Origin of the sequence: Streptomyces sp. NPDC014889, from assembly GCF_043081205.1 — a bacterium.
Lineage (GTDB): Bacteria > Actinomycetota > Actinomycetes > Streptomycetales > Streptomycetaceae > Streptomyces.
Map to the genome: position 1 here is coordinate 236,494 of NZ_JBIBWH010000010.1, position 21,978 is coordinate 258,471.

General features: G+C 72.3%; 23 protein-coding genes and 1 tRNA gene. 17 read left to right on the forward strand and 7 right to left on the reverse strand.

Translation table 11 applies throughout. The annotated features are described in order from the left end of the window. Positions 1-152 precede the first annotated feature (152 nt). The 3 genes from rplM (at position 153) to glmM (ending at position 2,714) form a co-directional block, all read left to right on the forward strand. Positions 153-596 carry a 50S ribosomal protein L13 gene (rplM, locus tag ACF09J_RS21940; RefSeq protein ID WP_030173943.1) on the forward strand — a complete coding sequence of 148 codons (444 nt, stop codon included), beginning with the start codon at positions 153-155 and terminating at the stop codon, positions 594-596. A gap of 42 nt (positions 597-638) precedes the next feature. Then, entirely contained in the window at positions 639-1,151 is a 513-nt protein-coding gene (gene rpsI, locus ACF09J_RS21945) for a 30S ribosomal protein S9 (RefSeq protein ID WP_148026541.1), read from the forward strand. A 204-nt stretch (positions 1,152-1,355) separates the two neighbouring features. Beyond that, positions 1,356-2,714, forward strand: coding sequence for a phosphoglucosamine mutase (gene glmM / locus ACF09J_RS21950; protein WP_392307110.1), 1,359 nt, complete (start codon positions 1,356-1,358; stop codon positions 2,712-2,714). Positions 2,715-2,720: 6 nt separating this feature from the next. On the opposite strand, the gene ACF09J_RS21955 is transcribed toward glmM, so the two are convergent. Then, the gene (locus tag ACF09J_RS21955; RefSeq protein WP_392307111.1) at positions 2,721-3,674 is read right to left on the reverse strand and encodes a DUF389 domain-containing protein; all 954 of its coding nucleotides are present in this window, start codon (positions 3,672-3,674) and stop codon (positions 2,721-2,723) included. A gap of 16 nt (positions 3,675-3,690) precedes the next feature. Next, complete coding sequence (gene coaA, locus ACF09J_RS21960; protein WP_392307184.1) at positions 3,691-4,659, reverse strand: type I pantothenate kinase; 969 nt, start codon at positions 4,657-4,659, stop codon at positions 3,691-3,693. A 216-nt stretch (positions 4,660-4,875) separates the two neighbouring features. Between coaA and ACF09J_RS21965 the strand changes: the two genes are divergently transcribed. Then, a complete protein-coding gene (locus tag ACF09J_RS21965; RefSeq protein ID WP_392307112.1) occupies positions 4,876-5,664 on the forward strand; it encodes a hypothetical protein in 789 nt (262 codons plus the stop codon). Between the two features lie 100 nt (positions 5,665-5,764). Further along, a complete protein-coding gene (glmS, locus tag ACF09J_RS21970) occupies positions 5,765-7,612 on the forward strand; it encodes a glutamine--fructose-6-phosphate transaminase (isomerizing) (RefSeq protein ID WP_392307113.1) in 1,848 nt (615 codons plus the stop codon). Here the strand turns inward: glmS and ACF09J_RS21975 are convergent. Next, on the reverse strand, positions 7,573-7,791 hold the full coding sequence (locus ACF09J_RS21975; protein ID WP_392307114.1) for a DUF397 domain-containing protein: 219 nt from the start codon (positions 7,789-7,791) through the stop codon (positions 7,573-7,575). The genes glmS and ACF09J_RS21975 overlap by 40 nt on opposite strands. Positions 7,792-7,800: 9 nt before the next feature. Then, positions 7,801-8,616 carry a helix-turn-helix domain-containing protein gene (locus ACF09J_RS21980; RefSeq protein ID WP_392307185.1) on the reverse strand — a complete coding sequence of 272 codons (816 nt, stop codon included), beginning with the start codon at positions 8,614-8,616 and terminating at the stop codon, positions 7,801-7,803. A 176-nt stretch (positions 8,617-8,792) separates the two neighbouring features. Here ACF09J_RS21980 and ACF09J_RS21985 point away from each other — a divergent pair, with 176 nt between their 5' ends. The 7 genes from ACF09J_RS21985 (at position 8,793) to ACF09J_RS22015 (ending at position 14,620) form a co-directional block, all read left to right on the forward strand. Further along, positions 8,793-9,206, forward strand: coding sequence for an ATP-binding protein (locus ACF09J_RS21985; RefSeq protein ID WP_392307115.1), 414 nt, complete (start codon positions 8,793-8,795; stop codon positions 9,204-9,206). Positions 9,207-9,236: 30 nt separating this feature from the next. Beyond that, positions 9,237-9,608 (forward strand): holo-ACP synthase, encoded by a 372-nt coding sequence (locus ACF09J_RS21990; protein WP_392307116.1) that lies wholly within the window; start codon positions 9,237-9,239, stop codon positions 9,606-9,608. Positions 9,609-9,677: 69 nt separating this feature from the next. Beyond that, positions 9,678-11,141 carry an NAD(P)H-hydrate dehydratase gene (locus ACF09J_RS21995; protein ID WP_392307117.1) on the forward strand — a complete coding sequence of 488 codons (1,464 nt, stop codon included), beginning with the start codon at positions 9,678-9,680 and terminating at the stop codon, positions 11,139-11,141. Positions 11,142-11,231: 90 nt separating this feature from the next. Then, entirely contained in the window at positions 11,232-12,440 is a 1,209-nt protein-coding gene (gene alr, locus ACF09J_RS22000; RefSeq protein WP_392307118.1) for an alanine racemase, read from the forward strand. 121 nt (positions 12,441-12,561) lie between these two features. Beyond that, the gene (locus ACF09J_RS22005) at positions 12,562-13,815 is read left to right on the forward strand and encodes an alpha/beta fold hydrolase (RefSeq protein ID WP_392307119.1); all 1,254 of its coding nucleotides are present in this window, start codon (positions 12,562-12,564) and stop codon (positions 13,813-13,815) included. Then, positions 13,784-14,302, forward strand: coding sequence for a tRNA (adenosine(37)-N6)-threonylcarbamoyltransferase complex ATPase subunit type 1 TsaE (gene tsaE, locus ACF09J_RS22010; protein WP_392307120.1), 519 nt, complete (start codon positions 13,784-13,786; stop codon positions 14,300-14,302). Before ACF09J_RS22005 ends, tsaE begins: the two co-directional genes overlap by 32 nt. A gap of 129 nt (positions 14,303-14,431) precedes the next feature. Continuing rightward, complete coding sequence (locus ACF09J_RS22015) at positions 14,432-14,620, forward strand: hypothetical protein (RefSeq protein ID WP_392307121.1); 189 nt, start codon at positions 14,432-14,434, stop codon at positions 14,618-14,620. Positions 14,621-14,674: 54 nt separating this feature from the next. On the opposite strand, the gene ACF09J_RS22020 is transcribed toward ACF09J_RS22015, so the two are convergent. Further along, positions 14,675-15,250: a hypothetical protein gene (locus ACF09J_RS22020; protein WP_392307186.1), complete on the reverse strand. Its 576-nt coding sequence runs from the start codon at positions 15,248-15,250 to the stop codon at positions 14,675-14,677. A gap of 94 nt (positions 15,251-15,344) precedes the next feature. On the opposite strand from ACF09J_RS22020, the gene tsaB reads away from it, so the two are divergent. From tsaB to ACF09J_RS22045, 5 genes are all read left to right on the forward strand, one after another. Next, positions 15,345-15,998 carry a tRNA (adenosine(37)-N6)-threonylcarbamoyltransferase complex dimerization subunit type 1 TsaB gene (gene tsaB / locus ACF09J_RS22025; protein ID WP_392307122.1) on the forward strand — a complete coding sequence of 218 codons (654 nt, stop codon included), beginning with the start codon at positions 15,345-15,347 and terminating at the stop codon, positions 15,996-15,998. Positions 15,999-16,030: 32 nt separating this feature from the next. After that, entirely contained in the window at positions 16,031-16,525 is a 495-nt protein-coding gene (gene rimI / locus ACF09J_RS22030; protein ID WP_392307187.1) for a ribosomal protein S18-alanine N-acetyltransferase, read from the forward strand. Beyond that, on the forward strand, positions 16,518-17,630 hold the full coding sequence (tsaD, locus tag ACF09J_RS22035; RefSeq protein WP_392307123.1) for a tRNA (adenosine(37)-N6)-threonylcarbamoyltransferase complex transferase subunit TsaD: 1,113 nt from the start codon (positions 16,518-16,520) through the stop codon (positions 17,628-17,630). Before rimI ends, tsaD begins: the two co-directional genes overlap by 8 nt. Continuing rightward, a complete protein-coding gene (locus tag ACF09J_RS22040; RefSeq protein WP_392307124.1) occupies positions 17,627-17,893 on the forward strand; it encodes a hypothetical protein in 267 nt (88 codons plus the stop codon). Before tsaD ends, ACF09J_RS22040 begins: the two co-directional genes overlap by 4 nt. Before the next feature lie 69 nt (positions 17,894-17,962). Continuing rightward, positions 17,963-18,032 (forward strand) — tRNA-Arg (locus ACF09J_RS22045). A gap of 661 nt (positions 18,033-18,693) precedes the next feature. Here ACF09J_RS22045 and ACF09J_RS22050 read toward each other — a convergent pair. Together ACF09J_RS22050 and ACF09J_RS22055 are read right to left on the reverse strand one after the other, a co-directional pair. Then, a complete protein-coding gene (locus ACF09J_RS22050; protein WP_392307125.1) occupies positions 18,694-21,018 on the reverse strand; it encodes a glycoside hydrolase family 3 N-terminal domain-containing protein in 2,325 nt (774 codons plus the stop codon). Between the two features lie 58 nt (positions 21,019-21,076). Further along, entirely contained in the window at positions 21,077-21,976 is a 900-nt protein-coding gene (locus tag ACF09J_RS22055; protein WP_392307126.1) for a carbohydrate ABC transporter permease, read from the reverse strand. Positions 21,977-21,978: the final 2 nt, after the last annotated feature.

The following is a 21,978-nucleotide window of genomic DNA, read 5'->3' on the forward strand; positions in this document are numbered from 1 at the left end:
ATTCTCACGGGACGGGCCCTTACACCGGTCCACCGGGCCGATGACCAGCGACCAGCACGCGGTTTGCGTCACCGCTGTGCGGTCAGGGCTGTCGTGATCGTCTTTGGTGACCTTGTCAGGACCACTCACTGAAGAAGCGAAGGCTACGAACCGTGCGTACGTACAGCCCCAAGCCCGGCGACATCACGCGCCAGTGGCACGTCATTGACGCCCAGGACGTCGTCCTGGGCCGCCTGGCGTCCACCGCCGCCACCCTTCTGCGGGGCAAGCACAAGCCGATCTACGCGCCGCACGTCGACGCTGGTGACTTCGTCATCATCATCAACGCGGACAAGGTCCACCTCTCCGGCAACAAGCGGACCCAGAAGATGGCGTACCGCCACTCCGGCTACCCGGGTGGTCTGCGCTCCGTCCGTTACGACGAGCTGCTCGACAAGAACCCGGAGAAGGCCATCGAGAAGGCCGTCAAGGGCATGCTCCCCAAGAACTCCCTGGGCCGTCAGATGCTCTCGAAGCTGAAGGTCTACAAGGGTGACCAGCACCCGCACGGCGCCCAGCAGCCGGTGCCGTTCGAGATCACCCAGGTCGCGCAGTAAGTCCGGCCACCCCCTAAGACTGAAGAGAATCTGAGGAGAATCGTGGCCGAGACCACTGCCGAGCAGCCGCTCGAAGAGCTTGACATCGACAGCTACACCACCGAGTCCGAGGTCCCCGTCGAGGGCGAGTACACCTCGGAGTCGATGGCCTCCCGTTTCGGCGAGCCGCAGCCGGCCGCCGGCCTGGGCCGCCGCAAGAACGCCATCGCCCGCGTCCGGATCGTCCCGGGCACCGGCAAGTGGAAGATCAACGGTCGCACCCTCGAGGACTACTTCCCGAACAAGGTGCACCAGCAGGAAGTCAACGAGCCCTTCAAGGTGCTCGAACTCGAGGGACGTTACGACGTCGTCGCCCGCATCGCCGGTGGCGGCGTCTCCGGTCAGGCCGGCGCCCTCCGCCTCGGTGTCGCCCGCGCCCTGAACGAGGCCGACGTCGACAACAACCGCGGCGCCCTGAAGAAGGCGGGCTTCCTGCGTCGTGACGACCGTGCGGTCGAGCGCAAGAAGGCCGGTCTGAAGAAGGCCCGCAAGGCCCCGCAGTACAGCAAGCGCTAATCTCGACGGCGCCCCTGCACGTACTCCGAACGCCCCGGCGGCACGCCTATGTGCCTCCGGGGCGTTCGTTTATCGCAAAGCTTGGGCGTATAACGGCACAAGGTGCTCAACGGCTGGTGTGATCGGATGCCCGGAGCGTCGAATGCCATGGACCGGCCCACGGACCGGCCCTCTTCTCGAACTGACGCTTCCTCAGGAGGACAAGTGGGACGACTCTTCGGCACGGACGGCGTCCGTGGTGTCGCCAACGCGGACCTGACCGCCGAGCTGGCGCTCGGCCTCTCGGTCGCCGCGGCGCACGTGCTGGCCGAGGCGGGCACCTTCGAGGGCCACCGGCCGAAGGCGGTGGTCGGACGGGATCCGCGCGCGTCCGGGGAGTTCCTGGAGGCGGCCGTGGTCGCGGGCCTCGCGAGCGCGGGCGTGGACGTCCTGCGGGTCGGCGTGCTGCCGACGCCGGCGGTGGCGTTCCTGACCGGGGCGCTCGGCGCCGACCTCGGCGTGATGCTGTCGGCCAGCCACAACGCCATGCCCGACAACGGCGTCAAGTTCTTCGCCCGGGGCGGTCACAAGCTCGCCGACGAGCTGGAGGACCGGATCGAGTCCGTCTACGAGGAGCACCGCACCGGCGCGCCCTGGAACCGCCCGACGGGCGCCGGCGTGGGCCGGGTCAGTGACTACGACGAGGGCTTCGACCGTTACGTCGCCCACCTCGTCGGCGTCCTGCCGAACCGGCTCGACGGCCTGAAGATCGTGCTCGACGAGGCTCACGGCGCCGCGTCCGGCGTCTCCCCGGAGGCCTTTCGCCGCGCCGGGGCCGAGGTCGTCACCATCGGCGCCGACCCGGACGGCCTGAACATCAACGACGGCTGCGGCTCGACCCACCTCGGCCCGCTCAAGGCCGCCGTCACCGAGCACGGCGCCGACCTCGGCATCGCGCACGACGGCGACGCCGACCGCTGCCTGGCCGTGGACCACACGGGCGAGGAGGTCGACGGCGACCAGATCCTGTCCGTGCTCGCGCTGGCGATGCGGGAGCGTTCCGTACTGCGCTCCGACACCGTTGTCGCGACCGTGATGTCGAACCTGGGCTTCAAGCTGGCCATGGAGCGCGAGGGCATCCAGCTCGTGCAGACCGCCGTCGGCGACCGCTATGTGCTGGAGGAGATGAAGGACAAGGGCTACGCCCTCGGCGGCGAGCAGTCCGGCCACGTCATCATCCTGGACCACGCCACGACCGGCGACGGCACGCTCACCGGTCTGATGCTGGCCGCCCGGGTCGCCGGGACCGGCCGTTCCCTGCGGGAGCTGGCCTCCGTGATGGAGCGCCTGCCGCAGGTCCTCATCAACGTGCCCGACGTGGACAAGACCCGGGTGAAGACCTCCGCCGACCTCGCCGCCGCGGTCGCCGAGGCGGAGCGGGAGCTGGGCGGGACCGGCCGGGTGCTGCTGCGCCCGTCGGGCACCGAGCCGCTGGTCCGGGTGATGGTCGAGGCCGCGGACATCGAGCAGGCCCGCTCGGTGGCGGGCCGCCTGGCCGATTCGGTGAAGTCGGCGCTCGGCTGACGGACCCTACGGCAGGTACTGGCCGGCCTTGGACGTGCGCTCGCGCTGCCTCGCCCAGAACCACTTCTGGGCGAGCAGGGTGAGCGTGCCGGCCAGGACGATGCCGAGCATGTTCAGCAGAAGCTGGACCGTCGAGCCCACGGTCTGGTTGGTGTCGCCGTAGGCGAGCGCGACGGCCGCGTTGGCGGCAGCCGGGACGGTGGTCACGGAGATGGCCACACCGATCAGGGCGCCGGACTTGGCGGACGTCAGCGAGAGCGTGCCCGCGGCTCCGGCGAGGACCGCCACGACGAAGGAGAACGCGTCGGGGGCGTAGACGAAGGCGGTGTTGGGCCGGGGGCCCTCCAGCTTCGCCTTGCTGAACAGCCCGACGGCGTCCATGAACAGCGCGAAGCCCGCCGTGACCGCCATCGCCAGCGCGAAGCCGGCCAGCAGGGCGATCAGCGAGCGCAGGGCCAGCCGCGGCGCCCGCCGCACCAGGGCCGTGCCGATGCCCGCCAGCGGCCCGAACTCCGGCCCCACGGCCATCGCGCCGACGATCAGGACGGCGTTGTCGAGCACCACACCACAGGCGGCGATCATGGTGGCCAGCGTGATGAACGCGAGGTAGGTGACCGACAGCGTCGACTCCTCGTGCGTGGCCTCCGTCAGTTCCTGCCACAGCACCGCGTCCGCGCCCTCGCCGGGCGCCGCCTTCTCCGCCCGTTCGGCCTGGGCGGAGAGCGTCAGGTCGGGACTCTCGACGGAGACGGAGCCGCTCCGTTCGATGCCCAGCTCCCGCAGCCCGTCGAGGAGTTCGTCGCCGGCCTCGCGCGCGACGTCGCACAGGACCACGTCACCGGCCGGGCTGCGGGCGGCGGAGGGCAGTACGACGAGGTGCGCGGTGCCGACCGTCCTCTCGATCAGACGCACCACGGCGTCGGTCTGGTCGGACGGTGTGATCAGGCGCAGATGCAGCATGGCGGCAGCGTAGACGTCAGAGTTTGCGCAGGCTCAGCCGCTGCACCTTGTGGTCGGGGCCCTTGCGCAGCACGAGCGTGGCACGGCCCCGGGTGGGCGCGATGTTCTCCACCAGGTTCGGCTTGTTGATGGTCCGCCACATCCTGCGCGCGTAGTCGAGGGCCTCCGACTCGGACACCTGGGTGTACTTGCGGAAGTACGAGGACGGGTCCTGGAAGGCCGTCATGCGCAGCTTGCCGAACCGGTCCAGGTACCAGCGCTCGATGTCCTCGGTGCGCGCGTCGACGTACACGCTGAAGTCGAAGTAGTCGGCGAGTCCGACCCGGGTGCGGCCGTCCGTGCCGGGCAGCGCGGGCTGGAGCACGTTCAGGCCCTCGACGATCAGGATGTCGGGGCGCCGTACGGTCAGCTCCTCGCCGCGGACGATGTCGTAGATGAGGTGGGAGTAGACGGGCGCGGTCACCTCGTCCTTGCCGGCCTTGATGTCGGCGACGAACCGGGTCAGGGCCCGCCGGTCGTACGACTCGGGGAAGCCCTTGCGCGACATCAGCCCGCGCGCTTCCAACTCCCGCGTGGGCAGCAGGAACCCGTCGGTGGTGACCAGCTCGACCCGCGGATGTTCGGGCCAGCGGGACAGCAGTGCCTGGAGCAGCCGGGCGACGGTCGACTTGCCCACGGCGACCGAGCCCGCCACCCCGATCACGAAGGGCGTCCCGGACTGGGAACCCTGTTCGCCGAGGAACGTGTTCAGCGCGCCGCGCAGCCCGTCCGTGGCGCCGACGTAGAGGTTGAGCAGCCGGGACAGCGGCAGGTAGATGTCCCGCACCTCGTCGAGGTCGATCACGTCGCCGAGACCGCGCAGTCGCTCGACCTCCGCGGCGGAGAGCGGCAACGGCGTCTTGTCACGCAACGCGCTCCACTCGGCGCGGGTGAGGTCGACGTAGGGAGTCGCCTCCGGCCGGGACCGGTGGGCGCTCCGGGGCATCGAGGAGACCGGAGAGATCACATTCCATTGTTAACGGAGTTTGAACAGTGCGCAGGGTGGGCTGTGTCACGTCGGCGGGGGGATCGGAGATCACGTCGGCGTCACGGTCGGATACCGGGCCCTTTAATCATGATCATTTCAAGGAGTGCGGGACGTAGAGTGCGGAGACCGTCCGCGGAGACCGTCCGCCGGTCCGAAGAGAGAGAGTGTCCTTCCGTGAGTTCCCCCGTGGTTCGCCGTACCGCGCTCGCCGCGTCCACCGCCGCCCTGGTCCTGCTCGCCACCGCCTGCGGCGGTTCCTCCGACAGCAAGGACGCGAAGGCCGGCGACGGCAGGACTGCGCAGGCGGACAAGACCGCCTCCGCCGCCCCGGCCAAGGCGCTGGGCGCCGCCGAGTTGCAGAAGGCCGCGCTCACCCAGGCGGACGTCAGGAGCGGCAAGGTCACCACCAAGGTGCCGGCGAGGGACGACGTCGCCCAGGACAAGGTGACGACCGGCGACGCCGCCTGCAAGCCGCTGGCGCTCCTTCAGGCCGGCAGTTGGGTGGGCACGCCCGCCGCCACCGTGAAGCGGTCGTGGCTGGCCGACGCGAAGAAGCCCGCGGCGGGCAGCGACCCGAAGGTCGCCCTGCTGGCCGGACTCGACCGGGAGAAGGTCATCGTGACCCTCGCCTCCTACGACGACGGCGGCGCCGAGCAGGCGCTGAAGGACCTCCGGACGGCCGCCGAGAAGTGCACCGGCGGGTACTCCTACACCGCGGACGGCACCAGGACCGGGATCGCCAAGGTGACCGTGACCCAGGCGCCCGGAGGCGCCGACGAGGCGTTCGCCGTGACGCAGACCATGAACGCCGACGGCGTGAAGGCGCCGGCGAAGGCGGTCGTCGTCCGCAAGGGCGCCACCGTCGTCTACATCCCCGCCATCAACCTCGCGGCGGCAGTCTCGGGCAAGGACTTCGACTTCCCCACGGCGCTCGTCGACGCGCAGCTCGCCAAGCTGAAGTGATGGCGTGACCCACCGGGGCCCTTCCTGCCCCGGTGGGAATTTCCGATTTCGGGCACGAAGTAGCCACTTTCGGTGGGTGCGGGCCCGTAGGCTGCCGCCCATGTGCGGAATCGTGGGATACGTGGGGTCGCAGTCGGCACTCGAAGTCGTGATGGCCGGTCTGAAACGGCTGGAGTACCGGGGTTACGACTCGGCCGGCGTCGCCGTGCTCGCGGACGGCGGGCTGGCGGCGGCGAAGCGGGCCGGAAAGCTGGTCAACCTGGAGAAGGAGCTCGCGGACCGACCGCTGCCGTCCGGTTCCACGGGCATCGGGCACACCCGGTGGGCCACCCACGGCGGGCCCACCGACGGCAACGCCCACCCGCACCTGGACAACTCGGGGCGGGTCGCCGTCGTCCACAACGGCATCATCGAGAACTTCGCCGCGTTGCGGGCCGAGTTGACCGAGCGCGGGCACGAGCTGCACTCCGAGACCGACACCGAGGTCGTGGCGCACCTGCTGGCCGAGGAGTACTCCGCGAGCGCCGACCTCGCCGAGGCCATGCGGCTGGTGTGCCGGCGCCTCGAGGGCGCGTTCACGCTGGTCGCCGTGCACGCCGACGAGCCGGACGTGGTCGTGGGCGCCCGCCGCAACTCCCCGCTGGTCGTGGGCGTCGGGGAGGGCGAGGCCTTCCTCGCCTCCGACGTCGCCGCGTTCATCGCCCACACCCGCTCCGCCATCGAGCTGGGCCAGGACCAGGTCGTGGAACTGCGCCGGGACGGGGTGACGGTCACCGGGTTCGACGGCCGGCCCGCCGACGTCCGCTCCTACGACGTCGACTGGGACGCGGCGGCCGCGGAGAAGGGCGGCTACGACTACTTCATGCTCAAGGAGATCGCCGAGCAGCCCAAGGCGGTCGCCGACACGCTGCTCGGCCGCATCGACGCGGGCGGCTCCCTGACGCTGGACGAGGTCCGCATCTCCGCCGCCGAGCTGCGCGAGATGGACAAGGTCGTCATCATCGCCTGCGGTACGGCCTTCCACGCGGGCATGATCGCCAAGTACGCCATCGAGCACTGGACGCGGATCCCCTGCGAGGTGGAACTCGCCAGCGAGTTCCGCTACCGGGACCCCATCCTGGACGCCCAGACCCTCGTCATCGCCATCTCCCAGTCCGGCGAGACCATGGACACACTGATGGCCCTTCGGCACGCCCGTGAGCAGGGCGCGAAGGTGCTGGCCATCTGCAACACCAACGGCTCGACCATCCCGCGCGAGTCGGACGCGGTCCTCTACACCCACGCGGGTCCGGAGGTCGCGGTCGCCTCGACGAAGGCGTTCCTGACCCAGCTCGTGGCCTGCTACCTGGTGGCGCTGTACCTGGGCCAGGTCCGCGGCACCAAGTGGGGCGACGAGATCCAGGTCGTGATCCGCGACCTGTCCCGGATCGGCGGCGCGGTCGAGCGGGTCCTGGAGACGATGGAGCCGGTACGGGCGCTGGCGCGCTCGCTCGCCGACAAGAACACGGTGCTGTTCCTCGGCCGGCACGTGGGCTATCCCGTCGCCCTCGAAGGCGCCCTGAAGCTCAAGGAGCTGGCGTACATGCACGCCGAGGGCTTCGCGGCGGGCGAGCTGAAGCACGGGCCGATCGCGCTGATCGACGAGGATCTGCCGGTGGTCGTGGTGGTGCCGTCCCCGCAGGGCCGGTCCCTCCTCCACGACAAGATCGTCTCCAACATCCAGGAGATCCGGGCGAGGGGCGCCCGCACGATCGTGATCGCCGAGGAGGGCGACGAGGCGGTCGCCCCGTACGCCGACCACCTGATCCGTATCCCGGCCACCCCGACGCTGCTCCAGCCGCTGGTCGCCACGGTCCCGTTGCAGGTCTTCGCCTGCGAACTCGCGACCGCGCGGGGCAACGAGGTGGATCAGCCGCGGAACCTGGCGAAGTCCGTCACGGTGGAGTGACGCTTCAGTGCCTCTACGAAGCTGCTGAAGACGTCGGCCGGAAGCGTGACGATGCCTCCGGCCGGGGTCTTCGAGTCCCGGACGGCTATGTGGGTGGGGGAGGTGGCGATCTCGACGCAGTCGTTTCCGTCGCCGGGGCCGGAGTAGGACGACTTCCGCCAGTTGTCAGGGGTGGCCATGGACCTGCCTCACAGTTCCTTCGTCAGCCTGTGGATGAAGTCACGCGACCGAGCGGGGTCAAGTGATACAGACTCCACTTTACGGAAGAGCGTTCGAAAGGCGGCGAGCTGCGCTTCCGAGTCGACGAACGAAGTGCCGTTCGGTCCATCCCGCACCACCGTGTCCAACTTGGGTACGAGGCCGCCCGCGTACTTCATCGTGCTGGTGGCTCCGGCGAAGCCGTCGAGGTCGAAGGGGATGATCCGCACCGTTGCCTGGTCCGCATGGGACAGCTCCAGAATCTGTGCGAGCTGAGCCCGTGCTGCGGTCCGGTCGCCCACTCTGATTCTGAGGGCGGCCTCGTGGATGACCGCTTCATAGGGGACGGCGGTGTCTGCCAGGATCACCCTGCGTTCCGCGCGGTGCCGGACGCGCAACTCGGTCTCGTCGGCGGGCAGTTCCGGGACTCTGTAGGAGTACACGGCGCGGGCGTAGTCCTCGGTTTGCAGTAGACCGGGGACGTACAGCAGCGCGACCTCCCGTAGGTATGTGGCGTAGTGCTCCAGCTCTGCGAGATCGAGGAACGGCGTGGGCAGCGAGCCCCGGTACTCCTCCCACCAACCGCGCGTCCGGTCGGTGGCCATCGCCACCAGGGCGTTGACGAACTCCTCGTCCGTGCAGGCGTAGTGGGACGCGAGACGGCGAAGCCGTTGCTCACTCACGCCCGCGAGTCCGGACTCGATATGGGTGATCTGGGCGGGGTTCACTCCGAGCAGCGCAGCCGCCTGGCGGGCGTTGAGACCTGCTGCCTCGCGGAGTCTGCGCAGTTCAGTCGCCAAACGCATCTGGCGTGCCGTTGGTTCGCGCCTCACGGTCGACCGCTCCTCGGTTCGAGACTCGTTCGGGGTCAGGTTACGGGATCGGCTTGCGGCGTCTCTAGATTTATACCTACCGTCGGTGATGTGGCGTTCACGCTGCGGAATCCCATCGCAACCGGTCACCGACAGAACGGAGTTGAGGCATGCCCGAAACCGCTGCCGAACCCTGGGAATACTGCCTCTACATCCCCAACGACCTCCGCGCCGTCACCGTCAGTCGGCGGACCCTCCGGCTGATCCTGACCATGCACGGGCTCATCCGGCTCGTCGACGTGGCCGAGTTGCTCGCGGCCGAGCTGGTGTCCAACGCCGTACGGCACACCAAGGGGCCCGCCGCGCTCCGGCTGCGGTGGGCCGCGGGGGTGCTGCGGATCGGGGCGTGGGACGCCGACCCCGCACCCCCCGAGCCGCCCGTGCCACTGGAACGCGTGGGCGAGGGCGAGGAGGGACGCGGGCTGGCGCTCGTGCGGGCCTGTTCCGACCTGTGGGGCTGGCAGCCCCTGGCCAGGGAGGGCAACCGCGGCAAGATCGTCTGGTGCGAACTCGCCGCCGCCTGACCCGGGGTACCGCGTCCTAAGCTGCTCCGCATGAGCATCATCGGGGTCGGTATCGACGTGGCCGAGATCGACCGGTTCGCGGCGTCGCTGGAGCGGACGCCCGGGCTGGCGGCGCGGTTGTTCGTGGAGAGTGAGCTGCTGCTGCCCGGCGGGGGACGCCGGGGCATGGCGTCGCTGGCCGCCCGGTTCGCCGCCAAGGAGGCGCTCGCCAAGGCGCTCGGCGCGCCGGCCGGGCTGCTGTGGACCGACGCGGAGGTGTACGTCGAGGACTCCGGCAGGCCGCGGCTGCGGGTGACCGGCACGGTCGCCGCCAAGGCCGCGGAACTGGGCGTCCGCTCCTGGCACGTGTCCCTGAGCCACGACGCGGGCGTGGCCTCGGCCGTGGTGATCGCGGAGGGCTGACGCCCGCGCCACCGCGCCGGTCGTCGGTCCGCGTGCGGGACCGGACGCATCCGGGGCAGACTCGACCGCATGCGTACCGCGTACAGCGTTGAGACGGTCAGGACAGCCGAGCGCGCGCTCATGGCGAGGCTCCCCGACGGCGCCCTCATGCAGCGGGCCGCCGCCGGACTCGCCGCCGCGAGCGCCGACTTGCTCGGGCGGGTGTACGGACGCCGGGTGGTGCTGCTGGTCGGCAGCGGCGACAACGGCGGCGACGCGCTGTACGCCGGGGCCCGGCTGGCCCGGCGCGGCGCGGGGGTGACGGCGGTGCTGCTCGCGCCCGGCCGCACCCACCCCGGCGGCCTCGCCGCGCTGCGCCGGGCGGGCGGCGGCGTGGCCCGGGACGGCGGTGCCGAGGAGGCCATCGACCGGGCCGACCTCGTCGTCGACGGCATCGTCGGCATCGGCGGCAAGGGCGGTCTGCGCGCCGACGCCGCGCCGCTCGCCGAGCGCGCGGCACGCTCCGGCGCGGCCGTCGTCGCCGTGGACCTGCCGAGCGGCGTGGACGCGGACTCCGGCCAGGTGCCGGGCGACGCCGTGCGCGCCGACCTGACCGTCACCTTCGGCACGCACAAGCCGGGGCTGCTCGTCGACCCGGCCCGCGAGTACGCCGGCACGGTCCGCCTCGTCGACATCGGCCTCGGCCCCGAGCTGCCCGCCGCTCCCGACCTTGAGGCGCTCCAGCACGCCGACCTGGCCGCGCTGCTGCCGCGGCCGGCCGCCGAGAGCGACAAGTACCGGCGCGGTGTCGTCGGCATCGCGGCGGGCTCGGCCCGCTACCCGGGCGCGGCCGTGCTCGCCGTGTCGGGCGCGCTGCGCGGCGGTGCGGGCGCGGTGCGGTACGTCGGCCCGGCCGGGCAGGCCGTCGTCGCCCGCTTCCCGGAGACGCTCGTGTCCGACCAGGGGCCGCACAAGGCGGGCCGCGTGCAGGCGTGGGTGACGGGACCGGGAGCCGGGGACGACGCGGCCACCGTCGCCGAGGTGCTGGAGACCGACGTACCCGTACTGATCGACGCGGACGGGCTGCGCCTCGCCGACCGCGACGCCGTACGCGCCCGTACCGCCCCCACCCTGATGACCCCGCACGCCGGGGAGGCCGCCGCCCTGCTCGGGGTGGCCCGCGAGCAGGTCGAGGGCGCGCGGCTGGCCTCCGTACGCGAACTCGCCGCCGCCTACCGGGCGACGGTCCTCCTCAAGGGCTCCACCACCCTCGTCGCCGACCCGGACGGGGGTCCCGTACGGGTCAACCCGACCGGCACGTCCTGGCTCGCCACCGCCGGCAGCGGTGACGTGCTGTCAGGTCTCGCCGGTTCGCTGCTGGCCGCCGGTCTCTCCGCCCTCGACGCGGGCAGCGCGGCAGCCTATCTGCACGGACTGGCCGGCCGGCTCGCCGCGCACGGCGCGCCGATCGGCGCCCACGACATCGCGGAGACCATCCCGCGGGCCTGGCGGGACGTGCGGGACATGCGGGACCTGCGGGACGTGCGGCACTGAGTCGCGGAGGGGGCGCGGCGGCACGACAGGGCCCGCCACCGACCCACTTCTCGAATGGCCGTCCGGTGCCTCTGAGACACTGGGGGCGCGATGAACGACACAGCACACCCACCCACGGCGCCGCTGCGTGCCCGTGCCGAGATCGATCTGGCCGCCGTACGGGCCAACGTGCGGGCCCTGCGCGACCGCGTGGCCGGCGCCGCCGTCATGGCCGTGGTCAAGTCCGACGCCTACGGTCACGGCGCGGTCCCGTGCGCCCGCGCGGCCGTCGAAGCCGGGGCGACCTGGCTGGGCACCGCCACGCCCGAGGAGGCGTTCGCCCTGCGCGCGGCCGGTCTGTCGCCCGAGCGGGCGCGGATCATGTGCTGGCTGTGGACGCCGGGCGGGCCCTGGCGGGAGGCGATCGAGGCCGACCTCGACATGTCCGTGAGCGACCTGTGGGCCCTGGCGGAGGTCCGCGAGGCCGCCCGGCAGGCCGGCCGTCCCGCGCGCGTGCAGCTGAAGGCCGACACCGGGCTCGGCCGCAACGGCTGCCAGCCCGCCGACTGGCCGGAACTCGTCACCGAGGCCCTGCGCGCCGAGACCGAGGGACTGATCCGGGTCACCGGGCTGTGGTCCCACTTCGCCTGCGCCGACGAACCGGGCCACCCCTCCATCGCCGCGCAGCTCGGCCTCTTTTGCGAGATGACCGCCCACGCCGGACAGCGCGGTCTGCGCCCGGAGGTGCGGCACATCGCCAACTCGCCCGCCGCGCTCACCCTCCCCGAGACCCACTTCGACCTCGTCCGCGCCGGGATCGCCGTCTACGGCGTCTCGCCCAGCGCCGAACTCGGCACCCCCGCCGACTTCGGGCTGCGCCCCGCCATGACGCTGTCCGCCTCGCTCGCCCTGGTGAAGCACGTGCCGGGCGGCCACGGCATCAGCTACGGGCACCACTACGTCACCCCAGGCGAGACCACCCTCGGCCTGGTGCCCGTCGGCTACGCGGACGGCATCCCGCGGCACGCGTCCGGCACCGGGCCGGTCCTGGTCGGAGGCAAGTGGCGTACGGTCGCCGGACGGGTCGCCATGGACCAGTTCGTGGTCGACCTCGGCGGCGACGAGCCCGAGATCGGCTCCGAGGCCGTGCTCTTCGGCCCCGGCGACCGCGGCGAGCCCACCGCGGAGGACTGGGCGCAGGCCGCCGGGACCATCGCGTACGAGATCGTCACGCGCATCGGAACGCGCGTCCCGCGCGTCTATGTCAACGAGGAGCCGGACGGGGCAGAGGGCGGGGAGCGGGCCGCGCAGGACGGGTGATCCGCCCGGGCACCCGGCCGCGGCACGGCACCCCGCGCGGGACGGCGGCACCCTCCGCACCCACCGGGACCGGCGTCGGCCACTGAAGCGAACAGCAGTACGGCGAAAAGAGGAGCGGTACGTGAGCGAGAGCAGTGCGGGGGCCGTCGCGAAGGCCGCCACGGCGGCCGCCGCCTCTGCCGCGGAGGCGGCCGGCGGCTGGCGGCGGGTGACCGGCATCGCCGGCGCGGCGATAGGCGTGGTGGCGGCGGGCGCCGCCGCCGGCGTGGCCATCGAGCGGATGACCGTCGGCCGCGGCATACGCCGCAAGGCCCGGCTCGCCCTGGACTCGGTGGGCCCCTACGGCGCCCTGCGCGGCACGCCGGGGAAGGCCCTGTCGGACGACGGCACCGAGCTCCACTACGAGGTCGACGACATCGACCCCGACGCCACCGCGAACCTCGGCCCGCGCCGCCGGCGGCTCTTCGGCCGCAAGGCCCCCGCCCCCGTCACCGTCGTCTTCAGCCACGGCTACTGCCTCAGCCAGGACTCCTGGCACTTCCAGCGCGCCGCACTGCGCGGAGTCGTCCGCACCGTCCATTGGGACCAGCGCAGCCACGGCCGGTCCGCGCGGGGACTCGCCCAGAGCCGCGACGGCGTGGAACTGACCATCGACCAGCTCGGCCGCGATCTGAAGGCCGTCATAGACGCCGCCGCGCCCGAGGGGCCCCTCGTGCTCGTCGGGCACTCCATGGGCGGCATGACGATGATGGCGCTGGCCTCCCAGTACCCCGAGCTGATCCGCGAACGGGTCGTCGCCACCGCCTTCGTCGGCACCTCCTCCGGACGGCTCGGCGAGGTCAACTTCGGACTGCCGGTGGCCGGCGTCAACGCGGTGCGCCGGGTGCTACCCGGCGTGCTCAAGGCGCTCGGGCAACGCGCCGAGCTGGTGGAGAGGGGACGGCGGGCCACCGCGGACCTGTTCGCCGGCGTCATCAAGCGGTACTCGTTCGCCGGCCGGGACATCGACCCGGCGGTCGCCCGGTTCGCCGAGCGGATGATCGAGAGCACGCCGATCGACGTGGTCGCCGAGTTCTACCCGGCCTTCACCGACCACGACAAGACCGAGGCGCTCGCCCTCTTCGCCGACATGCCGGTGCTGGTCCTGGCCGGGGTGCAGGACCTGGTCACGCCCAGCGAGCACAGCGAGGCCATCGCCGACCTGCTCCCCGAGGCGGAGCTGGTGCTGGTCCCGGACGCCGGGCACCTGGTCGTCCTGGAGCATCCGGAGGTCGTCACGGACCGCCTCGCCGACCTGCTCGCCCGCGCGGGCGCGGTCCCGGCAGGCACTACCGTTGATGGCTATGGAAGCACCAGCAGCACGGCACACCCCTGACCCCGGGTCCGTCGAGATCACCGTCAACGCCCCCGAGCAGATGCGCGAGCTGGGCCGCCGGCTGGCCAAGCTGCTGCGCGCGGGCGACCTCGTGATGCTCAGCGGAGAGCTCGGCGCGGGCAAGACCACGCTGACCCGCGGCCTCGGCGAGGGGCTCGACGTGCGCGGCGCCGTCACCTCCCCGACCTTCGTGATCGCCCGGGTGCACCCGTCCCTGGGCGACGGACCGCCGCTCGTCCACGTCGACGCCTACCGCCTGTCGGGCGGGCTCGACGAGATGGAGGACCTCGACCTCGACGTGTCGCTGCCGGACTCGGTGGTCGTCGTGGAGTGGGGCGAGGGCAAGGTCGAGGAGCTGACCGACGAGCGGCTCCAGGTCCTGATCCACCGGGCCGTCGGGGACACCACGGACGAGGTGCGGCACGTGACCGTGACGGGGATCGGCGACCGGTGGTCCACCGCCGACCTGGGCGTTCTGACCGCCTGAGCGCCGTCCCACTTTCCGACAGGACGTCGGCAAATTCTTGCGCAGGGTGCTCCGGGCGTGGTCACATGGTGGTCAGCCCGTGGTTAGGCGCGCCTAACCACGTCCGCCCCCGACCCCCAGGAGGCGTCCATGTCGGCCATGGAGAGCAAAGAACAGCAGCAGCGGCACCTGTCGAAGCCGCGGCCGTATGCGGCGGGCGGTGTGTCCATGCACGACCTGCTGGCCTCCTGCGCCGCCGCCGAGGCGATCTCCCGGCCGCCGCGCGCGCCGGAACCGGCGGACCCCCGCACGGTGGAGGAGACCCGCGAAGCGGCGTAGCCCTATCGGATGACTTCCGGGCGGCGGAAGCCGCAGCACCGGTGAGCCGCGGCCTCAGCGGATGACGACGACCTTCTGCCCGATCGTCGCGAACATCCACATCGTCTCGCCGTCCGCCCGGGACTCGCGGATGCCGCCGGTCCTGATCGCCGGGTCGGACGTCGGCCAGGAGCCGTCCACCGCCGCGCTGAAGCCGATGACCACCCCGCCCGTGGTGGTGAAACGCACGACGTGCTCGACGGGGACGCCGTCGGTCCCGGTGATCGCCTTCGAACGGGACGCGACCGCGTAGGTCCCGGGCGCCGGGTCGACGTTGCCGGGGCTGACCTTGAAGGTGTTCTGGACCGTCCCGTCCGCGCCGACCAGCCACACCCGGTCGTCGTCCAGCGAGTACACGACCCGCTCGCCGGTTCCGGAGCCGCCGGGCAGGGCGGTCGGGCGCCGCTGGTCGCGGGGCGCCTTGGAGGCGCCCGCCGCGTGCGTCGCCATCGGGCCGGGACGGCCGCTCAGGTTCCGCGGCACGGTCGCGTGCGCCTGGTAGGCGAGGAAACCGACCGTGAGGACGGCCGCGGCGGTGAGCCCGGCCACGAACCCCGTACTGCTCCGTGCCACGGTCGTCCACCTCCGCATCGGTCGTACCAGCCGTCCCGCGGCGACCGTAGCAGCCGTCATCCGTCCGACCGGGGCGGCCGTGCCGGAGGCGCGGGAGCCGTAGGCTGTTTGCGTGCTCTTGCTCGCTCTGGATACCGCCACCCCCGCCGTCACCGTCGCCCTGCACGACGGTACGGCCGTCATCGCCTCCTCCAGCCAGGTGGACGCGCGCCGGCACGGAGAGCTCCTGCTGCCGGCCGTCGACCGGGTGCTCGCCGAGGCCGGGCTCAAGCTGGACGCCGTCACGGGCGTCGTCGCCGGTGTCGGGCCCGGCCCGTACACCGGTCTGCGCGTCGGCCTGATGACCGCCGACACCCTCGGACTCGCCCTCGGCGTGCCGGTGCACGGCCTGTGCACGCTCGACGGCCTCGCCTACGCGGCCGACGTCCCCGGCCCCTTCGTCGTGGCGACCGACGCCCGCCGCAAGGAGGTCTACTGGGCCCGCTACGCCGACTCGCGCACCCGGGTCACCGACCCGGCCGTGGACCGGCCCGCAGCCATCGCCGACCAGGTCAGGGGCCTGCCCGCGGTCGGCGCGGGCGCGCTGCTCTACCCGGAGACCTTCCCGCAGGCGCACGAGCCCGAACACGTGTCGGCCGCCGCCCTCGCCTCGCTGGCCGCCGAGAGACTGGCCGCCGGGGAGGAGCTGCCCGCGCCCCGGCCGCTGTACCTGCGCCGGCCGGACGCCCAGGTGCCCAAGAACTACAAGGTGGTCACCCCCAAGTGACGGGACGGACGACGACCGGGTCCGCCCGGTGCATGCTGCGCGAGATGCGCTGGTGGGACATCGACCCGGTGCTGGAACTGGAGAAGGACCTGTTCCCCGAGGACGCCTGGTCCCGGGGCATGTTCTGGTCCGAGCTGGCGCACTCCAGGGGCCCGGACGCGACCCGGCGCTACCTGGTGGCCGAGGAGGACGACCGGCTCGTGGGGTACGCCGGGCTGGTCGCCTCCGGCGGGCAGGGCGACGTGCAGACCATCGCCGTCGCCCGCGACCACTGGGGCACCGGGCTCGGCGCCCGGCTGCTGACCGAGCTGCTGCGGGCCGCGACCGCCTTCGAGTGCGCGGAGGTGATGCTCGAGTGCCGCGTGGACAACGTCCGCGCGCAGAAGCTCTACGAGCGCTTCGGCTTCGAGCCCATCGGCTTCCGGCGCGGCTACTACCAGCCGGGGAACGTGGACGCCGTGGTGATGCGCCTGTCCGACCCGGGAACCTCCGTCAACGGTGTACAAGGAACCGAGATCCATGACTGACTTGAGGGACGAGCCGCTCGTCCTCGGCATCGAGACCTCCTGCGACGAGACCGGCGTCGGCATCGTCCGCGGCACCACCCTGCTGGCCGACGCGGTCGCCTCCAGCGTCGACGAGCACGCCCGGTTCGGCGGGGTCGTCCCGGAGGTGGCGTCCCGGGCCCACCTGGAGGCGATGGTGCCGACCATCGAGCGGGCGCTGAAGGAGGCGGGGGTCGGCGCCCGGGACCTGGACGGCATCGCGGTCACCGCGGGACCCGGCCTGGCCGGCGCCCTGCTCGTCGGCGTCTCGGCCGCCAAGGCGTACGCCTACGCCCTCGGCAAGCCGCTGTACGGCGTCAACCACCTCGCCTCGCACATCTGCGTGGACCAGTTGGAGCACGGCCCGCTGCCGGAGCCCACGATGGCGCTGCTGGTGTCCGGCGGGCACTCCTCGCTGCTGCTGTCCACGGACATCACCTCGGACGTACGTCCCATGGGCGCCACGATCGACGACGCGGCGGGCGAGGCCTTCGACAAGATCGCGCGTGTGCTGAACCTGGGCTTTCCCGGCGGGCCCGTCATCGACCGGTACGCCAAGGAGGGCGACCCGGCGGCGATCGCCTTCCCGCGCGGGCTGTCGGGGCCGCGCGACCCCGCCTACGACTTCTCCTTCTCCGGTCTGAAGACGGCGGTGGCCCGCTGGATCGAGGCCAAGCGGGCGGCCGGGGAGGACGTGCCGGTGCGCGACGTGGCCGCGTCCTTCCAGGAGGCGGTGGTGGACGTGCTGACCCGCAAGGCCGTACGGGCCTGCAAGGACGCGGGCGTCGACCACCTGATGATCGGGGGCGGCGTGGCCGCGAACTCGCGGCTGCGGGTCCTGGCGCAGGAGCGGTGCGAGGCGGCCGGGATCCGATTGCGCGTGCCCCGGCCCAAGCTGTGCACGGACAACGGAGCGATGGTCGCGGCGCTGGGCGCCGAGATGGTCTCGCGGGGCCGCGCGGCCTCCGCTTGGGACCTGTCGGCGGACTCGTCCCTGCCGGTGACGGACCCGCATGTGCCGGGTACCGGGCACGGCCATGACCATGACCATGTGCACGAGGTCAGCAAGGAGAACCTGTACCCGTGACGGTGGCGCTGATGTGGGAGGCACGGGCGGTCGCGGGCCGGGGGGAGGAACTGCTCGCCTGGGCGCGGCGGCAGGAGCTCGTGCCGCGGCCGCTGCGGCGGGAGACCTTCCGTGCCCCGCAGGACCGGGTGCTGGTCATCACGTGGTGGGACGCGGAGCTCACCGCCGAGCTGCCGGAACTTCCCGAGCCTTCGGGGGAGCTGGTCACGCGGGCCGTGCACCGCTGGCGGTTCGAGTCGGTGGGCGGGGGCCAAGAGGGCTGATTGGCCTCCGGCCCTTCCGGCGGGCTATGATCATCACACGCAAGCGGCCAACTGAGGCCCGCGAGCAGTGCGTTGGTGGTCCAAGGAAAGACGTCCCGCTTCCTGCGGGGAGATGCAGGTGCAAGGCCTGCCCGGCGCTCGACAAAACTCCGCCCCCGGTTGCACCGGGGGCGGAGTTTCAGTTTTGGGGCTCCGCCCCAAACCCCTGCTTTCCCACCCGCCCACCCGTCTCGGTGAGTTGAGCAGTTCGAGTCCGGCCCCTGGGGCTCCGCCCCAATCCCGGGCGGGGGCTTCGCCCCCTGCACCCCCGCTTTCCCGTCTCGGTAGTTGAGTGGTTCGGGCCCGGTCCTTGGGGCTCCGCCGCAGGCCCGGTGGGGGCTTTGCCCCCTGCACCCCTTGCTTTCCCACCCCTCCCACCCGTCTCGGTGAGTTGAGCAGTTCGAGTCCGACCCCTGGGGCCCCGTCCCAAGCCCCGGGCGGGGGCTTCGCCCCCTGCACCCCCGCTTTCCCGTCTCGGTAGTTGAGTGGTTCGAGCCCGGTCCTTGGGGCTCCGCCGCAGGCCCCGGCGGACGCTTCGCCCGCTGCACCCCTGAGTTCCCACCCTCCAACTGAGTGGTTCGAGGCCGTCCCCGGGGCTCCGCCCCAAACTCCAGCAGGGGCTTTGCCCCTGCGCCCCCGCTTCCCTCTCACCCGTCTCGGTGGGCGCCGGCTGGGCTGGGTTTTTCAGCCCGTCCGGCGTTTGAGGACGAGGCCGTTCAGGCCGAAGCGGGGGGCTGGGGGCGGCAGCCCCCAGGGGTGGGTCAGGGCGTCGGCGAGACTTCCGTCTCGCAGTGCAGGCGGCGCTCCGCGCCAACCTCCCGCACCGGACCCGTCAGGGTCAGGTGCGCCGTGTGGCGGACGTCCGACGCCGACGCGGCCACGCGGAGTTCCAGCGCGCCCGGCTCCACCACGCGCCGCCCCGTGCGGTCGGTGAACGCGGACAGGTCCGCGTGGAAGCGGAAGGTCACGCGGCGGGACTCGCCGGGGTCCAGTTCCAGCCGCCGGTAGCCGACCAGGCGGACGTCCGGGCGGGTCACCGAGGCCACAGGGTCGTGCAGGTAGAGCTGCACGACCTCCGCGCCGGCCCGCTCACCGGCGTTGCGCACGGTCAGCGAGACGTCGTACGAGCCGTCCGTGCCGATCTCCGTGCCGGTCCCGATGACATCGTTGCCCTGGAAGTCCGACCACTCGAACGCCGTGTAGGACACCCCGTGCCCGAACGGGTACAGCGGGGTCGGGTCCAGGTTGCTCACCTCGCCCGCCAGGCCCAGCGGCGGCTGGAGGTACGTCCACGGCTGGCCACCGGGCCCGCGCGGCACGCTCACCGGCAGCCGGCCCGAGGGGTTCACACGTCCCGACAGGACGCCCGCGACCGCAGGACCGCCCTCCTCACCCGGGAAGAACGCCTGGACGGCCGCGCCGAGCCGCCCGTCCCAGCGGCCGAGCGCGTAGGGGCGGCCGGTGAGCAGCACGAGGACGACCGGGACGCCCGTATCCACCAGCGCGTCGAGCAGCGCGCCCTGCACGCCGGGCAGCGCGAGGTCCGCCACGTCGCAGCCCTCGCCCGACGTGCCCCGGCCGAACAGGCCCGAGCGGTCGCCGAGGACGGCCACGACCACGTCCGCCTCCCGCGCCCGTGCGACCGCCTCCTCGAAGCCCGCGGTGTCCGGCTCCAAGACACCGCAGCCCTCCGTGAACGTGACCTTCGCGTCGGGCAGTTCGCCGCGCAGGGCGTCCAGCAGGGTGGGGATCTCGATGCCCATGGGCACCTCGGGGTGCTGGGTGCCCACGTGGGAGGGGAAGGAGTAGCAGCCCAGCATCGCCAGGGCGTCCGCCGCCCGGGGGCCGACGACCGCGATCTGGGTGTCGGGGGAGAGGGGCAGCACCCCGTCCGGGTTGGCCAGGAGCACCACCGACTCCTCGGCCACCCGGCGGGCCACGGCCCGGTTCTCCGCCGAGTCCAGGTCGATCGCCTCGGCGGGGGTGTCCGCGGCCCAGTCCTCGTCCAGCAGGCCCAGTTCGCACTTCTGGAGCAGGACACGGCGGGCCGCGCGCTCCACCAGGGACTCCGCGACCGTGCCGTCCTGGACCGCCGCGACCAGTTCCTTGCCGTAGCACTTCAGCGTCGGCAGTTCCACGTCGATCCCGGCGGCCAGGGCCAGGTGGGCCGACTCGGCGGGGGTGCCGGCGACCCGGTGCAGGGTCCGCAGGAAGTCGATGGCGAAGTAGTCGGCGACCACCGTGCCGGTGAAACCCCACTGCTCGCGCAGCAGCTCGGTGAGCAGCCACGGGTCCGCCGAGGCCGGTACGCCGTCCGTCTCCGTGTACGCGGCCATCACCGAGCGCGCGCCGCCCTCGCGCAGCGCCATCTCGAAGGGCGGGAGCGTGACGTCGGCGAACTCCCGGGTGCCGGCCCGCACCGGGGCCAGATTGCGGGCGCCCACCGAGGAGGCGTACCCGGCGAAGTGCTTCAGCGTGGACACGATCCCCGCCGACTCCAGACCCCGCACGTACGCGCTGCCGATCGTGCCGACCAGGTACGGGTCCTCGCCGGCCGTCTCCTCGACCCGGCCCCAGCGGAGGTCGCGGACCACGTCGAGGACGGGCGCGAGCCCCTGGTGCACGCCCACCGAGCGCATGTCCTGCCCGATGCGTCCGGCCATCTGCTCCACCAGCTCCGGGTCGAACGTGGCACCCCACGCCAGCGGGACCGGGTAGGCGGTCGCGCCCCAGGCGGTGAAGCCGGCCAGGCACTCCTCGTGGGCGACGGCGGGGATGCCGAAGCGGCCGGCCTCGGCGATCCTGCGCTGGGCGCGGGCCAGTGCCTGCGCGCCCAGCGCAGGGTCCACGGGGGCGGTGCCGAAGGAGCGGGTGAGCTGACCGAGCCCGAGGGTGATCAGCTCGTCCCAGTCGTAGTCCGTGTTCATCTGCTGCTGGTGCGGAGCGACGCCGTCACCGTCCGTCGCGGCGCCCACCCACACGCCGTAGAGCTGGGCGACCTTCTCCTCGATGGTCATCCGGGAGAGCAGGTCGTCGACGCGGGCGGCGGCGGACAGGGCGGGGTCGCGCCAGGGGGCGGTGGTCATGAAACTCCTGTCGGGTCTGTCACTGAGGGGGGATTCGGCTGCCGCCCATCGGTCCGGGTCACTTGCCGCCCACGCCCATCAGGCCGCCCACGAGGGCGCGCCGGGCCACCAGGTAGACGGCGAAGATCGGGATGCCGGAGAGGACGACGGAGGCGAGCAGTGCGGGGATGTTCACGCCGAACTCGCTCACGTAGTTGAACAGGCCGAGGGTCAGCACGCGCGGGCCGTCGGACTGGGTGAAGATCAGCGGGAAGAGGAAGCCGTTCCAGGCCTGGAGGGCGGAGTAGACGACGACCGTGCCGATGCCGCCCTTGGACATCGGGATGACCAGTTGGAACAGCATCCTGGTGGGGGAGGCGCCGTCCAGCGCCATCGCCTCGTAGAGCTCCTCGGAGATGTCCCGCAGGGTGCCGGTGAGGATGAGCGTCGAGACCGGCATCGCGAACGCCGCCGTCGGCAGGGCGACCGCGAGCAGGCTGTCGTAGAGGTTCAGCTTGGCGATCATCAGGTAGAGCGGTACGACGACCGCCTGGGCCGGGATCGCGACCCCGAGCAGGAACATGCGGAAGGCCGCGCCCGACCAGAAACTGCGGGTGCGGACGGCGACGTAGGCGAGCGGGACGCACAGCACGAGGACGATGGCCACCACCGCCGCCGCGACGGTGATCGTGTTGGCGAGGAGATGACCGAACCCGCTGTGCAGGACGGTGTTGTAGTTGTCCAGGGTCGGGTGCCTGGGCGGGTCGAGGGCGTTGCCCAGCGACTCGTCCTGCCGGGTCAGCGAGGTCGAGATCATCGCGTAGATCGGGATGATCACGACGACCAGCCAGATCACCGAGCCGAGGCCGGCCAGCGGGTTCGCGCGCCTGGTCCAGTGGCGGCGGCGGTGCGCGGGTGCCGCGGTCACCCCCGCCTCGGGGGCGTCCAGCGGACGGCGCGGCAGCGTATCGTGTGACACCT

Excerpts from the sequence above, each read along its gene's own strand:
- ACF09J_RS21955 (WP_392307111.1), bottom strand. The coding sequence starts at position 3,674 with ATGCTGCATCTGCGCCTGATCACACCGTCCGACCAGACCGACGCCGTG.
- coaA (WP_392307184.1), bottom strand. The coding sequence starts at position 4,659 with ATGCCCCGGAGCGCCCACCGGTCCCGGCCGGAGGCGACTCCCTACGTC.
- glmS (WP_392307113.1), top strand. The coding sequence starts at position 5,765 with ATGTGCGGAATCGTGGGATACGTGGGGTCGCAGTCGGCACTCGAAGTC.
- ACF09J_RS21975 (WP_392307114.1), bottom strand. The coding sequence starts at position 7,791 with ATGGCCACCCCTGACAACTGGCGGAAGTCGTCCTACTCCGGCCCCGGC.
- ACF09J_RS21980 (WP_392307185.1), bottom strand. The coding sequence starts at position 8,616 with ATGCGTTTGGCGACTGAACTGCGCAGACTCCGCGAGGCAGCAGGTCTC.
- ACF09J_RS21985 (WP_392307115.1), top strand. The coding sequence starts at position 8,793 with ATGCCCGAAACCGCTGCCGAACCCTGGGAATACTGCCTCTACATCCCC.
- ACF09J_RS21990 (WP_392307116.1), top strand. The coding sequence starts at position 9,237 with ATGAGCATCATCGGGGTCGGTATCGACGTGGCCGAGATCGACCGGTTC.
- ACF09J_RS21995 (WP_392307117.1), top strand. The coding sequence starts at position 9,678 with ATGCGTACCGCGTACAGCGTTGAGACGGTCAGGACAGCCGAGCGCGCG.
- alr (WP_392307118.1), top strand. The coding sequence starts at position 11,232 with ATGAACGACACAGCACACCCACCCACGGCGCCGCTGCGTGCCCGTGCC.
- tsaE (WP_392307120.1), top strand. The coding sequence starts at position 13,784 with ATGGAAGCACCAGCAGCACGGCACACCCCTGACCCCGGGTCCGTCGAG.
- ACF09J_RS22015 (WP_392307121.1), top strand. The coding sequence starts at position 14,432 with ATGTCGGCCATGGAGAGCAAAGAACAGCAGCAGCGGCACCTGTCGAAG.
- ACF09J_RS22020 (WP_392307186.1), bottom strand. The coding sequence starts at position 15,250 with ATGCGGAGGTGGACGACCGTGGCACGGAGCAGTACGGGGTTCGTGGCC.
- rimI (WP_392307187.1), top strand. The coding sequence starts at position 16,031 with ATGCTGCGCGAGATGCGCTGGTGGGACATCGACCCGGTGCTGGAACTG.
- tsaD (WP_392307123.1), top strand. The coding sequence starts at position 16,518 with ATGACTGACTTGAGGGACGAGCCGCTCGTCCTCGGCATCGAGACCTCC.
- ACF09J_RS22050 (WP_392307125.1), bottom strand. The coding sequence starts at position 21,018 with ATGACCACCGCCCCCTGGCGCGACCCCGCCCTGTCCGCCGCCGCCCGC.